Consider the following 18,578-nt stretch of genomic DNA (forward strand, 5'->3'; position numbering starts at 1 on the left):
ATGGGCTGGCAAAAAAGGGCTGGCCCGCCCGCTCGTAGCTTTACATTCTCGGCTATTGCGCCAAGCCTGCTTGCTTCAAGTAATTATAGGCTTGGAGGATTTCGCGCAACTTTTCCTCGGACCGGCTATCGCCGCCGTTCGCGTCCGGATGATGAATTTTCACCAGTTCCTTGAAGCGCGCCTTGATCTCTTCGGGCTTCGCGTTTTCGCCAAGATCAAGCACCTGTAGGGACTTCCGCTCCAGCGGCTTAAGCTGGCGGCGGAATGTCGGCATCTCAGTGCGCGAAGAACGGGCACGGCGCGTCATTTTCGCCGAGCTGGCCGCAACGCGGGCAGCGGCTTCCTCGGTGCGGACATTGTCTCGCGTGCCGTGAGCCCAAGCGTTCGCGCCAGTTTGCCACGTCGGGCGGTGGCCGGTCAGCGCATCCTTGCGGAAGCGGTTGACCTCAGCGTCGCTCATACCGTCGAAATAATTATACTCGTGATTGTATTGGCGGACGTGATCCACGCAAAACTGGAAGTACTCGCCTTCGCGGCCACGGCCTTTCGGGGCCTTGTGGGACCCGGGCTTGTCACAGCCCTTCCACTGGCAGCCGGACGCACGCGTTTCCTTCTTGGCGCCTTGCGAACGCTTGGACGACACGCGGATGCTGTCGAAGTATTTTGAATCAAGTTTCATCGGCCGGACAGTATGCTGGTTTGCGGAGTGGGAAACAAGGGCGGCAATCAATCCGATTGATTTCTTCGGCTAGTGTGCAGGTGAGGGTTTAATGAGCGGTTTCCCGATGTTAAATCCGGCGGAACAGTGTCTCCAGAACTACGCGCAACAAAGAGCATTTTAATGACGGTCACCGCACGCCTCCGAGAAAAACTTATCGTCGATCTTCGGCCAACGCGGCTTGATGTCATCAATGAATCGGAACTTCACGCCGGACACCGCAATTCGCCGGGTACAGGCAACAGTCATTTCCGCATCCTGATCATTTCAGATGCGTTTACCGGAAAGAGCCGGCTCGAGCGGCATCGTCTCGTTAATGAAACTCTGAAAGACGAACTCAAGGGCGGCATCCACGCGCTTGCGCTGACGACGCTTGCTCCGGGTGAACCCGTTCCCAAGGGCGCCGGGAGCTGAACTCCGCGCGCGGGTTTCAGCCTTTCGATTCCAACGCTGCCTCAGTCTCGGACTTGGGCAATGACTTGATGCGGATTGCCGTGATTTTGTTCCGGCTCTTGCGTAGAATCTCGAAGCGATAGCGGTGGAACGTGAACATCTGGCCGGGTTCTGGAATCGTCTGGGCTTCGTGAATCACCAGACCGGCAATTGTCGTGGCCTCTTCGTCGGGAAGATCCCATCCGAGATGGCGATTGAGGTCACGGATCGCCACACCGCCATCGACGTTGACGGTGCCGTCTGACTGCATGCGGATGTGGCTATCGGGCGTGTCGTGCTCGTCGGTGATCTGGCCGACGATCTCCTCGAGAATGTCTTCCAGAGTGATGAGACCCTGCACCTCGCCGTATTCGTCGACGACGAGCGCCATCTGCGCTTTGTTCTTCAGAAACTGATTGAGCTGATCGCGAAGGCTTGTCGTGTCCGGAACGAACCACGGCTGGCTCGCGGATTTCATGATGTCGAGGCCGTCGGGCTTCCAACCGGCGCTGGAGAGCGCGAGCAGAAGATCCTTGGTGTGGAGCACGCCGACGATGTTTTCCGACTCTTCCTTCCAGAGCGGAACGCGCGTGTATTGCGACTTCATCAACTGGTCGAGAATCTTGGCTGGCGGATCGTCCGCGTTGACCGTTTCCATCTTGGTGCGATGGACCATGATGTCCGCGACCTGGAGGTCGCCGAGGTCGAGCACGCCGCCGAGCATCTCGGCATCGCCCTTCGCGACCGTGCCCTCGCGCGCCTGAAGATCGATCGTGCCGCGAATTTCCTCGTGCGCCGCAAGGATATTCGCGGCGTCGTCGTCCTTGCTCGGCGTCAGCTTGAGGATGTTGCGAACGATAATTTCGATCGCCTTGGTGATCGGCGACAAAATGTAGATGAGACCGCGCATCGGCGGCGCCACCAGCAACGCGACACGATCCGCGTAGGCGAGCGCGTATGTCTTCGGCAAAACTGCTGCGAAGATGACGATCAGGATCGTGACCGCGACCGTCGCGTAGGCAACACCGACCTCGCCATAGAGTTGCACGGCCAAGTTCGACGCCAGCGCTGCCGCCAGCACATCGACGAGCGTGTTTCCGAGCAGCACGGTGCCGATCATTTTTTCGGGTCGCGATAGCACCCGGTTCACGACACCGGCCGCGGCCTTTCCGTCTTCTTCAAGCGCGTGCATTCGTGCGCGCGAGGCGGCCGTCAGCGCGGTTTCACTGCCATTGAAGAAGGCAGACAGAACGATGAGCAGGATAACCGCAAAAATGCTAACGGCGATTGTCATGGCATTTTCATCGCTCGTCTTGGGAGATTGAACTCGTCGAGATTAACACGATGCATGCGGCTCGGCACGTTGCGTCAACGTGCAACTTCGCGTTCGAGGAATGTGTGCACTGCTTCGGGCTTGACGTCACTCGACACGAATGCCTGTCCAATCCCGCGCACGAGAATGAAAACCAGTTTTCCGGCGCGCACTTTCTTATCCTGGCCCATCAGACGCATGAGTTCATCTGCGTTGGCGCCGGACTGGGGAATGTCGCTTATCCGCGTCGGCAGGCCGACGGCCCTGAGATGAGATTCGACGCGCGCGGCTTGTCCGGCCGGGCAGAGCCCAAGGTCTTCGGAAAACCGGAACGCGAGGCTCATGCCGATCGAAACGCCTTCGCCGTGCAGCAACCGATCGGAGTAACCTGTCCATGCTTCGAGCGCGTGCCCGAACGTGTGGCCGAGGTTGAGCAAAGCCCGATCGCCGGTTTCGGTTTCATCGCGCGCGACAATGGCTGCCTTGGCCGCAACGCTCGTTTCAATGGCCTTGGTTAGAGCCGGGCCATTGTTCCCGAAGACGCCTTGCCAATTCGCTTCAAGCCACGCGAAGAATTTTGCGTCACCAAGCAGGCCATACTTGGCAACCTCAGCGTATCCAGCGCGCATTTCGCGCGGCGGCAATGTCGTCAACACGGCCGTGTCGGCGATAACGAGATTCGGCTGATGGAAGACGCCGATCAGATTTTTTCCTTGCGGCGTGTTGATGCCGGTCTTGCCGCCGACCGAACTGTCGACTTGAGCCAGCAGCGACGTCGGGATTTGGACAAAGCGAACTCCACGCCGCAGAATTCCTGCCGCAAAGCCCGCGAGATCGCCGATGACGCCGCCGCCGAACGGCAATACGACGTCGCCGCGCTCGAGCCCCATCTCCAGCAACCGTTCAGAAAGGCTCGCGAGGTCGCGGAAATTCTTTGTTCCTTCGCCCGGCTTCATGATGACGGAACCCGCGTGCAGGCCTTCCGCCTTCAGGCTTTCTTCCAGCGTCGCGAGGTGATGGCGGGCCACGTTCTCGTCTGTCACGACGCCGCACTTCACCGGGCCGAGCCGCGATTTGATGAGCGCCCCCGCGTCGCGCAACAATCCGGCTGCAATCAAAACGTCATATGAGCGATTTGCGAGATCGACATGCACCGCGCGAGATGGGCTTGCGCTTTGCGTGACCGGCGCAGGAACGGCGAGCAGGGACAAAATCTCCGCGACGGCCAGATCGTGCGGCTCGTCGCGACTTTCAACGGTCATATCAGCCTCGGCATAGACAGGGTAGCGCGTCTCCATCAGGCGACGCATCGTGGCTTCAGGATTGCCCTCGCGCAAGAGCGGACGCGTGTCGCGTTTGCTGACGCGGCGCATAAGCACGGGGAGTTCGGCACGGAGCCAGATGGAAATTCCGTTCTCACGGATGCTCTGGCGCGTCTCGGAGTGCATATAAGCCCCACCGCCGGTGGCAAGCACTTGGGGGCCGTTGGCTAGCAGGCGGGCGATGACACGACGCTCACCATCGCGGAAATGCGCTTCGCCGTGATCAGAGAAGATTTCATTGATCGTCTTCGCGGCGGCGCGCTCGATTTCATCGTCGGCGTCTATAAATGGCAGTCCGAGCTTCACTGCGAGACGTTTGCCGACCGAAGACTTGCCGCAGCCCATCAGGCCGACGAGCACGATCGAACGGCGGCCAAGCCGTTTCTTGACGACGTCAATGGCCTCGGCTTCCGTCATGGCAATCTGGAACCGCCGGACGCAGACATGCGCCCGTTGATGGCTGGCGGGAGGTTTCGCGATGGGCTCAACATTTGCGCGCCGTCATGCCACGAACGCGAGCCTGCCGCAAATCCGAAACCGGTGTCGCGACAACCAGCCAAGTGATGTTAAACGCGACCTCGCCCCATCTTAAGGTTATGTTCTAAGCCGAGTCATAATCGCGCCAACAACACTGCGCACGTAACGGGGGGAGGAAAGTTTAAGAATGCCGAGCCTTTTCCGGCTTTTGTTCGTACTGTGCGCGATCGGGGGCACAATTCTCGGCGGGCTTTACGTTCTCGCGACGCGCTTCGAACCTGAACAGCAGACCATCAGCAAGCCCGTCTCGGGCGTTAAAATCCGGCGTTAGGACACATGGGCAGGGATCATTCCGTTCGGGGGATCGGAACGGCGACCGCGATCGCTCTTGCTGGCCTCGCGGCCGTCATGGCGACGTCGGGCGCATTCAGCATCGCCGCGCACGCGCAGATTAGCGGTGGAGGCGACGCTTACACGGCGCCCGAAGCCCCGGCCGCCCCACCATCGCGAAAAAAGCGTACGCATGACGACGCCTATTCGCCGCCGCCAGAACAGCGGAGCTACTTCCCGCAAACAGCGCCGCCCGCTGGAGGACAACCCGATGGGCGCGGTGAGTCAAAAGGCTACCGTGGCGGCGACGCCAGAGGTGGAGACGCTTGGTCGCCTCCTGGCGACAGGCGCGGTGGCTCGAACGATCGTGGCCGGCAACGCGCACCTGCACCGTCGGACGTCTCGCGCGGCAATCTGCCGGTGGCTGTCGAGAAAGGTGACCTCGCGCCCGTGATGTCATCGGACGGATCCGGCTTGCCCTACGAACTTTGGCGCGGCCTCGACGTCGCGTCGATCGAGGCGCTGATCAGCACCATCGAAATCCCGCCGCGCTCGCCTGCGCTTCATCGCCTTTGGAAGAAGCTGGTGACATCGCAGTCCGGCGATTCCTCAAACCCGGACTTCACCGCTCTGCGACTCGAAGCGCTTTATCGCTCTGGGCTTGCGCGTGCCGCAGCTCAAGAAATTCAAAAGCAGGGCGGCGGCGCTGAGAGCCCACTGCTGCTGACGCTTGAAGCACGCAACGAGTTGGCGTCCGGGCGCAGCGACAAGGCGTGCGAACTCGTTGCCCGCTCCGCACACGTCAAAGGTGCGATCCCGTCGCGTCTCAAAGGCCAAACGATCATGATGGCGGGCTATTGCTCGGCCATACGCGATGATGCCGCAAGCGCGGGTCTTGCTGCCGAGATGGCGCGAGAGGAAGGCGTCGAAACGTCGATCGGCCTTGAAGCGCTCGACGCATTGTCGATCAAGTCGAAGCCGAAGTTCACAAACGTCAAACAGATTTCGCTGCTGGACTATCGCATTGCCGAACGGGTTGGCGGGCTTTCGCACAAGCTCGTTTTGGAAAAGGGGGAGCCAGCGCTGCTCGTTGCGCTCGCGACCGATCCGACGACTCCCGTCGATCTCGGCTTTCCGGCAACGGAAGCGGCTGGGCGACTGAATGCATTGACGCCCGAGACGCTCGCAGCGATCTACCGTGCGAATGCTCAAGCTGTTCCGGCTGACGAGTTACTCGCTGGGCGCGGACCGGCGGGCGAAGGACGGCGCTCGGCACTCTTCAAAGCGGCAGAGACCGAACGTTCACCGATGCGCAAAACGCGGCTCATTCGTGCGTTTCTTGATGATTGCAAGCATCCGGGTCTCGGCATGATCTGCGCGGAAATGATTGCGCCTGCAGCGGCCGATGTTCAACCGGCACCCGAGGCGAGCTGGTTCGCTGAAACCGCAATTGAAGTCGGATTGGCGTCGGGACGCTACGACTTGGCGCGCAACTGGATCAGTGTCGGCGGTGAGGGCGGTGGCAATCTCGAGCATTGGCGCGCGCTCCTGGCTATCGCAGATGCGACGCAGAGAGCTCGCGACGACGATCTCGCCGCGCTGGAAAGCGGCACCGTCGGAGGGCGCTTTTCTCCGGAAGCGCTTTACCGGCTGACAACTGTTCTTGAAGCACTCAATTACGCCGTTCCGCTTCCGTTGTGGGAGGCCGCCAATAAGGCGCCGCAGCCGTCCACCGGCTATCTTCCAGAGACCGGCGTGCTGTCGCAACTGCAGGACGCAGCGAAGAAGCAGGAGTTCGGGCGCACGGTTTTGCTGGTCATGAAAGCGCTCGGTCCCAATGGCGCTGCGGACGCAAACCTGATCGCGCTTGGCGATAGCATTCGCGCGCTGAAGCAGGCGGGACTTGAAGATGGCGCGCGTAAGCTCGGCGTCGAAGCTCTGCTGGCCTCGTGGCCGCGCATGGCGACAAACTGAGGCGAGCGAACAATGGCGGAGGGCGAGCATCGGCGCGGCGACCACCTCGCGGAATTTCTCGACATGCTCGCCGCCGAGCGTGGCGCTTCGGAAAATACCATCGAGGCCTACACGCGCGACGTCGATGGGCTTATCGCGTTTCTATCCGAGCGCGGCTTGAGCGCGACAGCAGCCTCACCGAGCGACATTCAAGCGTATCTCTCTCTGCTTGCGGCTGATGGACAAGCGCCCTCCTCACGCGCACGGCGACTTTCATCCATCCGCCAGTATTATGCGTTTTTGCACGCTGAAGGCGTCGTCGCGATCGATCCCGCATCCGGGCTACAGGGTCCGAAAAAGCAACGCGCGTTGCCGAAAGTGCTCAGCATCGCGGAAGTCGATCGATTGCTGGACGCATCCGCACGCCGATGCGAAGGGCTTTCGGGCAACGAGCTTTTCCGCGCGTTGCGCTTTCGATGCTTGCTTGAGCTGCTTTACGCAACTGGGATGCGGGTTTCGGAACTTGTGGGTCTGCCCCGCTCGGTGCTTCGCGGCGACACGCGCGTGTTCGCAATCAAAGGCAAGGGCGGGCGCGAGCGGCTGGTTCCGCTCAATCCCACGGCACGCGCGGCCCTGGACCAATTCATTGCCGTTTCGGGCCGCTTCGATAATTCGGTTTGGCTGTTTCCATCGCGATCGGCGTCCGGCCACGTTACGCGCCAGGGCTTCGCGCAAGATCTTAAAGACGTCGCTTTGGAAGCGGGACTCGACCCTGAGCGCGTTTCACCGCATGTTCTCCGCCATGCCTTCGCGAGCCACTTGCTGGATCGTGGTGCGGATCTGAGAGCGGTGCAGCAATTGCTCGGACATGCTGACATTTCGACGACCGAGATTTATACGCATGTGCTGCAGGAGCGGCTAAAAGCGCTTGTCAACGCGCATCATCCGCTTGCAAAAAACAGAAATACATAAAAAGCGCGCCTGTACATCCGGCCCCGAGCAGCGAGGAAGCCTACATGAGCGAATTTTACGGAGATATTCATCGCGCTTTGCAGATGGCTTTTGATACCCGCTCGATGGCTGACCGCCTCGAAGGCATGATCGTCAAACCGGAACTCGACGACATCGCGAAAGGCTTCGTCGAAAGCCGCGATATGTTTTTCCTGTCGACGATTGATCATCGCGGCCGCCCGACGGTTTCCTACAAGGGTGGCGCGCCGGGTTTTGTTCGCGTTCCCGATGCCTCGACGCTGCTGTTTCCCAGTTATGACGGAAACGGCATGTACCTCTCGATGGGAAACATTTCAGGGAACCCGGAGATCGGGATTCTCTTTATCGATTTTGAGCGCCCGTTCCGCCTCCGCGTTCAGGGACGCGCGGAACTTATTGTCAGCGGGCCGGAAGTCTCGCTCTTCCAAGAAGCCGAGATGGTGGTGAAGGTCTCGATCCGTGAAGCATGGATGAACTGCCCCCGCTACGTGCATCCTCACAAAAAGCTCGAAACGTCTCGCTATGCTCCCGGTGTCGAAGAGACGACGCCATTCTGCGAGTGGAAGCGGATTGACTCGATGCAGGACGTGGTTCGGCCGTCGGAACGAAAGACGGTCGAAGAGATCGGCACGACGACGATTGAAGACTGGATGGGTAAAGTCTTGACGGGCGACAAGGGCGTCTAGAGCATTCGCGGACAGGGACGCTGTGCAGACCGATCCGACGACATCCGCGGACATCGCATCGCGCGCCGGCAAACTTGGGCTCGGCGCGCACCCGCGTGGCTTGTCCACTCTCTATTTCACCGAATTGTGGGAGCGGTTTTCCTATTACGGAATGCGCGCGCTCCTGGTGCTGTTCATGGTCGCGCCGATCGAAGCGGGCGGCATGGGCTTCGAGACGCCGACGGCCGGAAGCCTCTACGGCACCTACACGATGGGCGTTTATCTGCTCGCCCTGCCCGGCGGCTTCATCGCTGATCGGCTCCTTGGTGCCAAGCAAAGCGTGTTGCTCGGCGGCGCCGCCATCGCGACTGGACACTATGCGCTCGCCATCCCGTCACTTACGAGCTTCTTTATCGGCCTGGTGCTGATCGCGGTCGGAACGGGGCTGTTCAAGCCCAATATTTCAGCGCTGGTCGGCGCGCTTTATGAGCGCGATGACACGCGGCGCGATTCCGGGTTCGCGATGTTCTACATGGGTATCAACATTGGCGCGTTCATCGCGCCGATCGTCACCGGCTTCTTAGCGCAAAGTTCCGTATTCAAGGGCTGGCTTGCGTCGGCGGGTTTTGATCCGTCCTTGAGCTGGCACTGGGGCTTTGGCGCGGCGGGCGTCGGCATGACGATTTCGATGCTGATCTTCGCGCGCAATATGCGCGGTCTAAATAACCCGGATCCGCTGCCCTCGGAGCCATCCACTCATCTTCTGCGCGATGGCGCCTTCATTCTCGCGGCGACGGTGGGGCTTCTGGCGCTGGTGATGCTCTCCGATCTCGCCGGCTTCAGGTGGCTGCGCTGGCTCTTCGTGGTTGTACCGACGATTGCGATTCTTTACGGAGCTTCTCGACCCGATCCCGATGCACGAAAGCTCGCCGCTATCGGGATTTATTTTCTGGCGGCAATCGCCTTCTGGGCAATCTTCGAGCAGGCCGGATCGACGCTCTCTCTCTTTGCCGATCAACTGACGCACAACGAGGTGATGGGCACGGCATTTCCCAGCGCGTGGTATCAATCGGCCAATCCGATTTTCGTTATCCTGTTGACGCCGATTGCGGCGCTGCTCTGGCTGAAGCTCGGCACGCGCCAGCCGAGTTCGCCGACGAAGTTTGGACTCGGCCTTACGTTTCTCGCCGCCGGATTTCTGCTCATGGTTCCCGCCGCAAACCTGGCCGCTGAGGGTCGCGTCTCGCCCTTCTGGTTGATCGGACTCTATTTCCTGTTCACGGTCGGTGAGTTGATGCTGAGCCCCGTCGGCCTTTCGACGATGACGCGGATAGCGCCCGCGCGCATGACGGGCATGGTGCTGGGCATCTGGTTCCTGGCAGCCGCTCTCGGCAACAAGCTGGCTGGCGACATCGGCGGGGCGTTCACAGCGACCGATCCCGATGCGCTGGCTCTGTCGTTCCTGGCGCAGGCCGCTCTGGTCGCCGTGGCAGCGGCGCTCATGTTTGGCCTTGCGCCGATCGTCCGGCGGCTCTCGGAGGGCCGGAGTTAACTTCTGAAACGTACTTTCGCCGCGGCCGTTTAGGCCATGTTCAGACGCCGCCTTGACACTTGGCGACCGTCGAGGCGAATGTCGCGCGCCGGGTGCTTGAGTGCCCGGCCGCACGCTTCAGTTGTAGACTTCGAGAGGCCCTTGCCCGTGAACGCCACGACCGCCCTACGCACGTATCTCGACTTCGAAAAGCCGATCCTTGAACTCGAGAACAAGGTGGCGGAGCTGAAGGCGCTCGATACCGGCGGAAAGGGACCGCAGATCGCGGACGAGATCGCCAAGCTTGAACAGAAAGCGAAGGCTGCGCTGGTCGACACCTACGCGCGCTTGACGCCGTGGCAGAAAACGCTGGTCGCGCGCCATCCGGAGCGGCCGCACGCGCTCGATTTCATCGGCGGCCTCATTGAAGATTTCACGCCTCTCGCGGGTGACCGATACTTTGCGGAAGACGAAGCGATCGTCGGCGGTCTCGGCAAGTTTCGCGGCCGCCCAGTGCTGGTGCTCGGCCACGAAAAAGGGTCCGACACGGAAAAGCGGATCAAGCACAATTTCGGCATGGCCCGTCCGGAGGGATACCGCAAAGCCGTGCGGCTGATGGAACTAGCCAACCGGTTCGGCCTTCCCATCGTGACGTTCGTGGATACGCCCGGCGCTTATCCGGGCATCGGCGCCGAGGAACGTGGACAGGCGGAAGCCATCGCGCGGTCGACCGAATGCTGCCTCCGTCTCGGTGTGCCCATCGTCGCGGTGATCGTCGGCGAGGGTGGATCGGGTGGCGCCATCGCCATCGCGACCGCGAACCGCATCCTTATGCTCGAACATGCCATTTATTCGGTGATCTCGCCGGAAGGCGCAGCCTCAATCATTTGGCGCGACAGCAATAAAAAGGAAGAAGCCGCGACCAACATGAAGATTACGGCCCAGGACCTCGATCAGCTCGGCGTCATCGACGCAATTGTGAAGGAGCCGACGGGTGGGGCGCATCGCGACCGCGAATCGGTGATTATCGCCACCGGTAACGCCATTGCGCGGATGCTGTCGGAGTTCGACGGCAAAACAGCGGATGAAATCCGCGCACAGCGGCACGAGCGCTTTTTGTCCATTGGACGATAAGCGCATCCGAAACGTCGTCTCGGGTCAGTCCCCGCAACGCCGCAATCGGATACCATACTTGAGTTGACTTGCCGCTGGTCCACTCGCAGTAGTCGTTTGAGTTTGTTCGCTTATGGTCCGCCGATTGGCGGCACGGGAAGTCCAAGCTCGGGGAAGTTACGATTTGCTGACGCGCGTCTCGCAGACGTCAAGGGTACTGATCCGCCTTTTACTCGTCGCCACGGTTGCAGCGCTCGGGGCATGCTCCAGCGCGCCCACGATTCCGCCGGCGTCGGAAGTTCCGCTTTCGAAAGCCACGCTCGCGCTGCTCGCCAAGAAGGGCATGCAGCCGGGTTCGCCCGTGTTCGTTCGCGTCTTCAAAGAAGAATCCGAACTGGAAATCTGGAAGCAGCGGGACGACGGCCGCTTCTATCACTTCAAGACCTACCCGATCTGCAATTGGTCCGGTGAGACGGGGCCGAAACTGAAGTCTGGTGACCGGCAGGCGCCGGAAGGCTTCTATTCGATCACGCCGACGCTGATGAACCCGAACTCGAAATACTACCTCTCGTTCAACATCGGTTATCCGAATGCCTACGACAAAGCATGGGGACGCACCGGCGACTCCGTGATGGTTCATGGTGGATGCCGCTCGGCGGGCTGCTATGCGATGACCGACGCGTTGATGGAGGAAATTTACGGCCTCACGCGCGAGTCCCTGAAGGCGGGGCAGCAGAGCTTCCAACTGCAAGCGTTCCCGTTCCGAATGACAAACGCACGCATGGCGAAGGAAAAGACGAACAAATGGTTCGCCTACTGGAAGCCGTTGAAGCAAGGCTATGACTACTTCGAAAAATATCGCGTGCCGCCGAATGTTGCTGTTTGCGAGCGCCGCTACGTCGTCGACGTGCTGCCGCGCAGCCGGCCCGATCCCACCGGCATGTGCCCGGCTTTCGACAGACCACCTATAACGGCCTTCACGCCGCTGCCTGAGCCGAGCGAAGTGACCGTGGCCAGCGGCAACAAGCTCAAAGGGATTGCCAATCCCGACGTTGAACCGACGATTGCCGAGATAAACGCCGCCAAGCAGCGACAGAGCACGCAGGCTATGTCCGGCATGTCGATGGCTGTATCATCACCCGTCGCAAACAACTGATGCGCGCCCGGAGCCCATGTCTCAAGGCCCGACCAGCATACCTCCGCCAAACCGCAGGAAGCGCAGACACCTTGGTCTGAAGCTTGGGCTTTTGGCGCTTGGCACAATCGCTTTCGGTGCCGCCGCGTTGGCGCTCGCGCCGCAGTGGCTGCCTCACGTTCCCGGCGGCAGCGATACACTGATCCGTTTCGAGCGCTCACATCGTCTTCTGCGCGCCGAACTTGGATTGCCGATGCCGGGTCAACCCGACCTCGATCAGTTGCCCCAGCGCCTCGCGCAGGATGGCTTGAAGGAAGGCGCACCGATCCTGGTACGCATCTTCAAGCGAGAATTCGAACTCGAGCTTTGGATGCAGCGAAACGGCGTGTTTCAAAAGTTCGCCGTCTATCCGATTTGCCGATGGTCAGGGCGCCTCGGACCGAAACTGCAGGAAGGCGACCGGCAGGCACCGGAAGGCTTCTACACCGTCGATGCGCTGGCGCTCAATCCCAACAGCCGGTGGTTCCGATCGTTCAATCTCGGCTATCCGAACGCGTTCGATCAGTCGCGCGCGAGGACCGGATCATTCATCATGGTCCACGGCGGCTGCGGATCGATCGGCTGCTTTGCGATGACGGACGCGCAGATGGCGGAAATCTGGAGGCTCGTCACGGCGGCTTTGTCGGGCGGGCAAAAGCGGTTCCAAGTTCAGGTCTATCCGTTCCGGATGTCTGACGCGATGATCGCGCGCTCCGAGCAAAAGGGCGATGCGCCGTTCTGGAAAGATCTCAAGATCGGCAACGATCTTTTCGAAGAGCGCGCGATACCGCCGAAAGTGACGGTTTGTGACGGCCGTTACGTCTTTGAAGCGGGCCAACCTGGCTCGTCCGGAGACGGCATAATTGAAACACGCTGCAACCGGACGGCGGCTGACGCTGCTGCCAAAGCACCTGCGCCTGCGCGCGCAACGCGTTGATCTTTCGCGCCTGCGCCGAGCTTCGATCCGGCGAGAAAAGCATCGTTGAAGCGCCCGTCGCCTGCGCATAAACTCACGCAATTGAAGCAATCCAGACGCGCCTTCCAACGATTGACGTGGGAGACCTTGCATGGCCGGAGCCCCGGACCGAGTCGCCGCTGTCATCGGCGCATCAAGCACACGCGTGCAGAGTCTATTTCTTGAAGTGGTCGATACGTGGCTCGCCGAAGGCGTTCGTGTCGCCGGGCTGATTGAGGAACCCATCAGCGCCGTCGAGCAGGTCTGCAGTGCTGGTGCGCTGCGCGTCATCGGCACGGACGAACGGCACTCGATCTTCCTGGACGCGCCGCCCGCCGGAACGTCCTGCCACGTCGACGCGTCCGGCGCGGAAGCGGCGTCGGCAAGCGTTCTGCGCAAGATCGCAGCGGCGGACATCGTCGTCCTCAGCAAGTTCGGAAAGCTCGAAGCCGGTGGCGGCGGCATTCGGCCAGCATTTGAAACCGCGATGCGTCTCGGCATACCGATCCTGACCGCGGTTTCAGAGAAGCATCTCGACGCGTGGCGGGCTTTCGCCCCTGTCGCAGAAGATCTGGCGCCGAACTCGACGGCATTGTTCGATTGGTTCGCGGCGCTGCGTGCTCATAAGGCCGAGGCAGCAGTTCGTAGGCCAAACGCCCAGCTTTGATCCGAACAAGCGGTTCGACGTCCGCTCCAACAGGCGGCGAATCAGGCGTGGAAATACCCGACAAACGCCTCGCCGGCGGCCCAAATTTCGGGGAGTGTTGGCAAAATGACACTTCGAAACGGTCCGGCCTCGGCAATAATAGGGGCTCGGCTCATTGGTATAATCCGGTCAAAGCGTTCCATGATGTTCCGCAGCTCATTTCAGCTGGCGATGTTCGCAGTGATGGCGCTTGCCTGGGCTGGAACCGATACTGCGCACGCTCTCACCATTGAACTCAAAGACGTCGCGGCTGATCGCGTAGAGCGGCAGCGAGCTGCGGCAGCGGGGGCACTGCCTCTGCCTGGCACGCCGAACGTCGCGATCTTGCAAGACCGGTTGCAGGAGAAGGGCGTTACGCTCTCGGACCCTATTCTCATCCGCATCTTCAAGGCCGAGTCAGAACTTGAGATATGGAAGCTCAAGAGCGGCAGATATGTTCTGTTCGCGACCTATCCGATTTGCCATTGGTCGGGCACGCTTGGGCCGAAGCTGACCGATGGCGACCGGCAAGCGCCGGAAGGTTTCTATACCATGACGCGCGCGCAGACGCGGCACGTCGGACGGTGGCCCAATTCGCTCAACATCGGCTATCCGAACATTCTCGATCAGTCGCAGGCGCGGACGGGTTCGGACATTCTCATCCACGGCGGATGCTCGTCGATTGGCTGCTTCGCCATGACGAATCCGGTCTCCGACGAAATTCACGATCTGACGACGGCTGCGGTCAATTCGGGTCAGCAGATCGTGCCGCTTCATATTCTTCCATTCCGCATGACAGAGCTGAACATGGCGGCGCATGATGCGTCTCCATGGAAAGCGTTCTGGACCAATCTCAAGGAAGGATCCGATCTTTTCGAACGGACGTTGCGGCCTCCCGCCGTCACCGCGTGTGGCGGGCGTTATATCTTCCGCGAGACAATGGCGAACGAAGCGATGACGCCGCTAAATGCGTGTGCGCCGACGCTGGCAGAAATCCGCGATCAGGAAGATTGGCTGCGGCAGGTTCCGGCACCGACGCCCGTTATGCCGAGGCTGACTGCGCGTGCTGCGCCCATTCCGCAGATCCAGTCCAGCAGCCTCGAACTCGAAAGCACACCGACGCCAACGTTCTCCTGGCCGCTTGTTCGCTAAGGATATTCGGTCGCTTAGCCCGCTACTTGTCACGGCCTCGAAGGCTCGCCACATAGGGCGCGGTCTACTTTATTCAATGAGGATCGTTCTCCTATGGCTGAGAAGTCGATTGCCAAGCGCGTCGAGATTGCTCTTGAGAACCTGCTTTTCAGTTCTCGATGGCTGCTTGCCCCATTCTATTTCGGCCTCGCTTTGGCGCTGGTCATTTTGCTGATCAAATTTCTTGCAGAACTTGTGCATCTTGGAACCGGCGCGTTCACGTCAACCGAGTCCGACGTCATCCTGGGCTTGCTGACGCTCGTCGATCTGACGCTGACGGGCTCGCTGCTGATTATTGTGATCTTTTCCGGCTACGAGAACTTCGTATCGAAGATGGATCACTCCGAGCATGGCGACCGTCCTGAATGGATGGGCACGATCGATTTCGCTGCGCTGAAGCTGAAGATGCTCTCGTCGATCGTTGCGATTTCCGCCGTGCAGTTGCTGCGGCAGTTCATGTCGCTTGGATCAGTGACACCTGAGCGCGAGAAGGAGCTGTTCTGGCTCGTCGTGATCCACATCGTGTTTGTGGTGTCGAGCGTTCTGCTCGCACTATCAGATCGCATCGCGGGGCATCAGCCAGGCCACAACACGCCGCTGGCCGATGATACAGCATCCAACGCCAGCAATACGACGAAGAGCGGAACGCACTGATCGTGCTGCGCTAGATCACCACCGGCCGAAGCATCCGATCTGGATGCGGCCGGGACAAAGAAAAACGGCGGGACGATCAAAATCGCTCCCGCCGTTTTAGTTTCAGTTAGTCCATTTTGCCGTGGCAATGCTTGTATTTCTTGCCCGATCCACACGGGCAAAGAGCATTGCGAGACACGCGACCCCACGTTGCCGGATCGCGCGGATCGAGATCACCTTCGCTGCGGCGGCTTTGAAGCGGCGCGCGCCGTTCCGGTTCCGGGCCTGCGTCGCGACGGGCTCTGGCACCAGCGATCGCGGCGCCAGCCATTGCCAGCTCGGGATCACGCTCGAACTCGTCGCGGCCGGTCGTCGGATCAAGATGGTGCGCCTGCATCGGCGGCAGATCGACGGGCTGGAGAGCCGGCTGGTCTTCCGGCGGCGCCATTTCGACATGCATCAACTGGCCGACGACGTTTTCGCGGAGACGTCCCAGCATGCCTTCAAACAGGATGAAGCCTTCCGACTTGTATTCGTTCAGCGGATCGCGCTGACCGTATGCGCGGAAGCCGATCACCTGACGCAGATGCTCAAGCGTTACGATGTGCTCGCGCCAGAGGTGATCCAGCGTCTGCAGCAGGACCATCTTTTCGATCTGGCGATAGAGCTCAGGTCCGAGTTCCTGGACCTTGGCGTCGACCTTGGCCTGCACCGCCTGGATGACGCGGTGCTTGATCTCTTCATCGGCAATGCCTTCCTCGGCTGCCCATTCGCTGATCGGCAGATCGAGCGCGAAGATATCGCTCAGTGCTTCCTTGAGGGATTCGGTGTCCCACTGCTCTGCATATGCAGACGGCGGGATGAAGCGCGTGACCAGCTCTTCCACCAACTGATCGCGCAGCTCGACAACCGTTTCCGAAACGTCTTCCTGCCCCATGATGTCCAGGCGCTGATCGAAGATGACCTTGCGCTGATCGTTCATCACGTCGTCGTATTTCAGGATCTGCTTGCGGATATCGAAGTTGCGCTCTTCGACCTTTTTCTGAGCGGTCTCGAGCGACTTGTTCATCCACGGATGGGTGATCGCTTCGCCTTCCTTGAGGCCCAGCGTCTGCAGAACCTTCTCCATCCGCTTCGAGCCGAAGATCCGCATCAGATCGTCGTCGAGCGCGAGGAAGAACTTGGAGCGGCCGGGGTCACCCTGACGGCCTGAGCGGCCGCGAAGCTGGTTGTCGATGCGGCGGCTTTCGTGGCGTTCCGTCGCGAGAACGTACAGACCACCAGCTTCCAGAGCCTGGCGCTTTTTGGTCGACACGTCAGCGTTGAACTCAGCGCGCATCTTTTTGATCGCGTCTTCGTCCGGCGGCGTGCCTTTCTTTGTCTCTTCGGTAATCCAATCGCGCAGGCGGAACTCTGCGTTACCGCCAAGCTGAATGTCGGTACCGCGGCCAGCCATGTTGGTCGCGATCGTTACCGCGCCGAGGCCGCCGGCCTGCGCGACGATGCTGGCTTCCTGCTCGTGATAGCGTGCGTTCAGAACCTGATGCGGGATCGGGTCATGCTTACCCTTTGCCGCCTCCTGCACGTACTTCTTCAGCAACCCTGACATGTCGATGAGGTGCTGGCGCAGTTCGTCATCTTTGCCCGGCTTGATCTCGTCGGCCTGCTTGTCGAGCGTCTTGGCGAGATCCAGGAAATACTTGGGGTCTTTGAGCAGCTCTGAAAGCTGCTCGGATTTCTCGATCGATGTGGTGCCGACGAGGACCGGCTGGCTGCGGCTCTTCGCGTCAGCGATGGACATCACGATCGCCGCCAGCTTTTCTTTCTGGCTGCGATAGATCTCGTCGTCTTCGTCGATGCGCCGAACTTCCAGGTTGGTCGGAATGTCGACGACCTCAAGCCCGTAGATGTCGAGGAATTCGCTTGCTTCGGTGAGGGCCGTGCCCGTCATGCCAGCAAGTTTCTTGTACAGACGGAAGTAGTTCTGGAACGTGATCTGCGCGAGCGTCTGGTTCTCGGGCTGGACCTCAACGTGTTCCTTGGCTTCGAGCGCCTGATGCAGCCCTTCCGAATAGCGACGGCCCGGCATCATGCGGCCCGTGAACTCGTCAATGATGACGACCTGTCCGCCTTTGACGATGTAATCCTTATCGCGCTGGAACATCTTGTGCGCTTTCAGCGCCTGATTGAGATGGTGCACGATCGTGACGTTGTCGATGTCGTAGAGCGAGCCGGTAAGAAGCCCGCGCTTCTCGAGCTCTTTCTCCATCTTTTCGTTGCCGACTTCCGACAGCGAGACTTGACGCTGCTTTTCGTCGAGTTCGAAATCTTCCGGCTCAAGAAGCTTCATCAGTTCATCGATGGACTGATAAAGTTCGGCGCGGTCGTCGAGCGGACCAGAAATGATGAGCGGTGTGCGCGCTTCGTCGATCAGGATCGAGTCAACTTCGTCGACGATGGCGTAGGTGTGCGGACGCTGGACCATCTCTTCGAGATTGATCTTCATGTTGTCGCGCAGATAGTCGAACCCAAGCTCATTGTTCGTCGCGTAGGTGACGTCGGCGGCGTAGGCCTTCTTGCGGTCCTCGTCGCTCATGTCGTGAATGATGCAATCGACGGTCAGGCCGAGGAAGCGGTAGACCTGTCCCATCCAGTCGGAGTCGCGCTTGGCAAGATAGTCGTTAACGGTGACGACGTGGACGCCTTTGCCCGCAAGCGCATTGAGATAAACGGGCAGCGTTGCAACGAGCGTTTTACCTTCGCCGGTTCGCATCTCGGCGATGTTGCCTTCGTGCAGAACCATGCCGCCGATCAGCTGAACGTCGAAGTGGCGCTGACCGAGTGAGCGCTTCGCCGCTTCGCGAACCGTGGCAAAAGCCGGAACGAGAAGGTCGTCGAGAGTTGCGCCTTCCGCCAGCCGTTTGCGAAATTCCTCTGTGCGCGCTCGGAGCTGATCGTCGGACAGCGCCTCGACCTCGCTTTCAAGCGCATTGATCTCAGCGACGCGACCGCGGAAACTTTTGACCTTGCGATCATTCGACGAGCCGAAAATCTTCGAAGCCAAACCACCGAACGAGAGCATTTGGAAATCCGTCCT

16 protein-coding genes are annotated in these 18,578 nt (G+C 60.2%); 12 read left to right on the forward strand and 4 right to left on the reverse strand.

All coding sequences use genetic code 11. The annotated features are described in order from the left end of the window. Window positions 1–52: 52 nt before the first annotated feature. Window positions 53–679: a J domain-containing protein gene (locus DLM45_RS07105; protein WP_181336472.1), complete on the reverse strand. Its 627-nt coding sequence runs from the start codon at window positions 677–679 to the stop codon at window positions 53–55. A gap of 162 nt (window positions 680–841) precedes the next feature. On the opposite strand from DLM45_RS07105, the gene DLM45_RS07110 reads away from it, so the two are divergent. After that, window positions 842–1,132 (forward strand): BolA family protein, encoded by a 291-nt coding sequence (locus tag DLM45_RS07110; RefSeq protein ID WP_181336473.1) that lies wholly within the window; start codon window positions 842–844, stop codon window positions 1,130–1,132. Window positions 1,133–1,148: 16 nt separating this feature from the next. On the opposite strand, the gene DLM45_RS07115 is transcribed toward DLM45_RS07110, so the two are convergent. Then, a complete protein-coding gene (locus DLM45_RS07115) occupies window positions 1,149–2,444 on the reverse strand; it encodes an HlyC/CorC family transporter (protein WP_181336474.1) in 1,296 nt (431 codons plus the stop codon). Window positions 2,445–2,518: 74 nt separating this feature from the next. Next, window positions 2,519–4,201: a 3-dehydroquinate synthase gene (gene aroB / locus DLM45_RS07120; RefSeq protein ID WP_181336475.1), complete on the reverse strand. Its 1,683-nt coding sequence runs from the start codon at window positions 4,199–4,201 to the stop codon at window positions 2,519–2,521. A 247-nt stretch (window positions 4,202–4,448) separates the two neighbouring features. Between aroB and DLM45_RS07125 the strand changes: the two genes are divergently transcribed. From DLM45_RS07125 to DLM45_RS07175, 11 genes are all read left to right on the forward strand, one after another. Next, window positions 4,449–4,592, forward strand: a complete 144-nt coding sequence (locus tag DLM45_RS07125; protein WP_181336476.1) for a hypothetical protein — start codon at window positions 4,449–4,451, stop codon at window positions 4,590–4,592. A gap of 5 nt (window positions 4,593–4,597) precedes the next feature. Then, window positions 4,598–6,565: a hypothetical protein gene (locus tag DLM45_RS07130; protein ID WP_246317206.1), complete on the forward strand. Its 1,968-nt coding sequence runs from the start codon at window positions 4,598–4,600 to the stop codon at window positions 6,563–6,565. A gap of 12 nt (window positions 6,566–6,577) precedes the next feature. Then, window positions 6,578–7,516: a site-specific tyrosine recombinase XerD gene (locus tag DLM45_RS07135; protein ID WP_181336477.1), complete on the forward strand. Its 939-nt coding sequence runs from the start codon at window positions 6,578–6,580 to the stop codon at window positions 7,514–7,516. Window positions 7,517–7,560: 44 nt separating this feature from the next. After that, window positions 7,561–8,220 carry a pyridoxamine 5'-phosphate oxidase family protein gene (locus DLM45_RS07140; RefSeq protein ID WP_181336478.1) on the forward strand — a complete coding sequence of 220 codons (660 nt, stop codon included), beginning with the start codon at window positions 7,561–7,563 and terminating at the stop codon, window positions 8,218–8,220. Window positions 8,221–8,242: 22 nt separating this feature from the next. Continuing rightward, window positions 8,243–9,751 (forward strand): oligopeptide:H+ symporter, encoded by a 1,509-nt coding sequence (locus DLM45_RS07145; protein WP_181336479.1) that lies wholly within the window; start codon window positions 8,243–8,245, stop codon window positions 9,749–9,751. A gap of 78 nt (window positions 9,752–9,829) precedes the next feature. Further along, window positions 9,830–10,864: an acetyl-CoA carboxylase carboxyltransferase subunit alpha gene (locus DLM45_RS07150; RefSeq protein ID WP_246317208.1), complete on the forward strand. Its 1,035-nt coding sequence runs from the start codon at window positions 9,830–9,832 to the stop codon at window positions 10,862–10,864. Window positions 10,865–11,027: 163 nt separating this feature from the next. After that, window positions 11,028–11,999: a L,D-transpeptidase family protein gene (locus DLM45_RS07155; RefSeq protein ID WP_181336481.1), complete on the forward strand. Its 972-nt coding sequence runs from the start codon at window positions 11,028–11,030 to the stop codon at window positions 11,997–11,999. 16 nt (window positions 12,000–12,015) lie between these two features. Further along, entirely contained in the window at window positions 12,016–12,954 is a 939-nt protein-coding gene (locus DLM45_RS07160; protein ID WP_181336482.1) for a L,D-transpeptidase family protein, read from the forward strand. A 130-nt stretch (window positions 12,955–13,084) separates the two neighbouring features. Continuing rightward, on the forward strand, window positions 13,085–13,639 hold the full coding sequence (locus DLM45_RS07165; protein WP_181336483.1) for a DUF2478 domain-containing protein: 555 nt from the start codon (window positions 13,085–13,087) through the stop codon (window positions 13,637–13,639). Between the two features lie 180 nt (window positions 13,640–13,819). Beyond that, on the forward strand, window positions 13,820–14,809 hold the full coding sequence (locus tag DLM45_RS07170) for a L,D-transpeptidase family protein (RefSeq protein WP_246317209.1): 990 nt from the start codon (window positions 13,820–13,822) through the stop codon (window positions 14,807–14,809). 93 nt (window positions 14,810–14,902) lie between these two features. Further along, window positions 14,903–15,502 carry a TIGR00645 family protein gene (locus DLM45_RS07175; RefSeq protein WP_181336484.1) on the forward strand — a complete coding sequence of 200 codons (600 nt, stop codon included), beginning with the start codon at window positions 14,903–14,905 and terminating at the stop codon, window positions 15,500–15,502. A gap of 106 nt (window positions 15,503–15,608) precedes the next feature. Here DLM45_RS07175 and secA read toward each other — a convergent pair whose 3' ends face one another. Further along, entirely contained in the window at window positions 15,609–18,563 is a 2,955-nt protein-coding gene (gene secA / locus DLM45_RS07180) for a preprotein translocase subunit SecA (protein ID WP_181336485.1), read from the reverse strand. Window positions 18,564–18,578: the final 15 nt, after the last annotated feature.

Source organism: Hyphomicrobium methylovorum (genome assembly GCF_013626205.1).
GTDB lineage: Bacteria > Pseudomonadota > Alphaproteobacteria > Rhizobiales > Hyphomicrobiaceae > Hyphomicrobium_B > Hyphomicrobium_B methylovorum.

Coding starts and splice junctions, on each gene's coding strand:
- DLM45_RS07115 (WP_181336474.1), bottom strand. CDS start 2,444: ATGACAATCGCCGTTAGCATTTTTGCGGTTATCCTGCTCATCGTTCTG.
- DLM45_RS07165 (WP_181336483.1), top strand. CDS start 13,085: ATGGCCGGAGCCCCGGACCGAGTCGCCGCTGTCATCGGCGCATCAAGC.
- aroB (WP_181336475.1), bottom strand. CDS start 4,201: ATGACGGAAGCCGAGGCCATTGACGTCGTCAAGAAACGGCTTGGCCGC.
- DLM45_RS07110 (WP_181336473.1), top strand. CDS start 842: ATGACGGTCACCGCACGCCTCCGAGAAAAACTTATCGTCGATCTTCGG.
- DLM45_RS07105 (WP_181336472.1), bottom strand. CDS start 679: ATGAAACTTGATTCAAAATACTTCGACAGCATCCGCGTGTCGTCCAAG.
- DLM45_RS07140 (WP_181336478.1), top strand. CDS start 7,561: ATGAGCGAATTTTACGGAGATATTCATCGCGCTTTGCAGATGGCTTTT.
- DLM45_RS07150 (WP_246317208.1), top strand. CDS start 9,830: ATGTCGCGCGCCGGGTGCTTGAGTGCCCGGCCGCACGCTTCAGTTGTA.
- DLM45_RS07175 (WP_181336484.1), top strand. CDS start 14,903: ATGGCTGAGAAGTCGATTGCCAAGCGCGTCGAGATTGCTCTTGAGAAC.
- DLM45_RS07135 (WP_181336477.1), top strand. CDS start 6,578: ATGGCGGAGGGCGAGCATCGGCGCGGCGACCACCTCGCGGAATTTCTC.
- secA (WP_181336485.1), bottom strand. CDS start 18,563: ATGCTCTCGTTCGGTGGTTTGGCTTCGAAGATTTTCGGCTCGTCGAAT.
- DLM45_RS07170 (WP_246317209.1), top strand. CDS start 13,820: ATGATGTTCCGCAGCTCATTTCAGCTGGCGATGTTCGCAGTGATGGCG.
- DLM45_RS07130 (WP_246317206.1), top strand. CDS start 4,598: ATGGGCAGGGATCATTCCGTTCGGGGGATCGGAACGGCGACCGCGATC.
- DLM45_RS07160 (WP_181336482.1), top strand. CDS start 12,016: ATGTCTCAAGGCCCGACCAGCATACCTCCGCCAAACCGCAGGAAGCGC.
- DLM45_RS07125 (WP_181336476.1), top strand. CDS start 4,449: ATGCCGAGCCTTTTCCGGCTTTTGTTCGTACTGTGCGCGATCGGGGGC.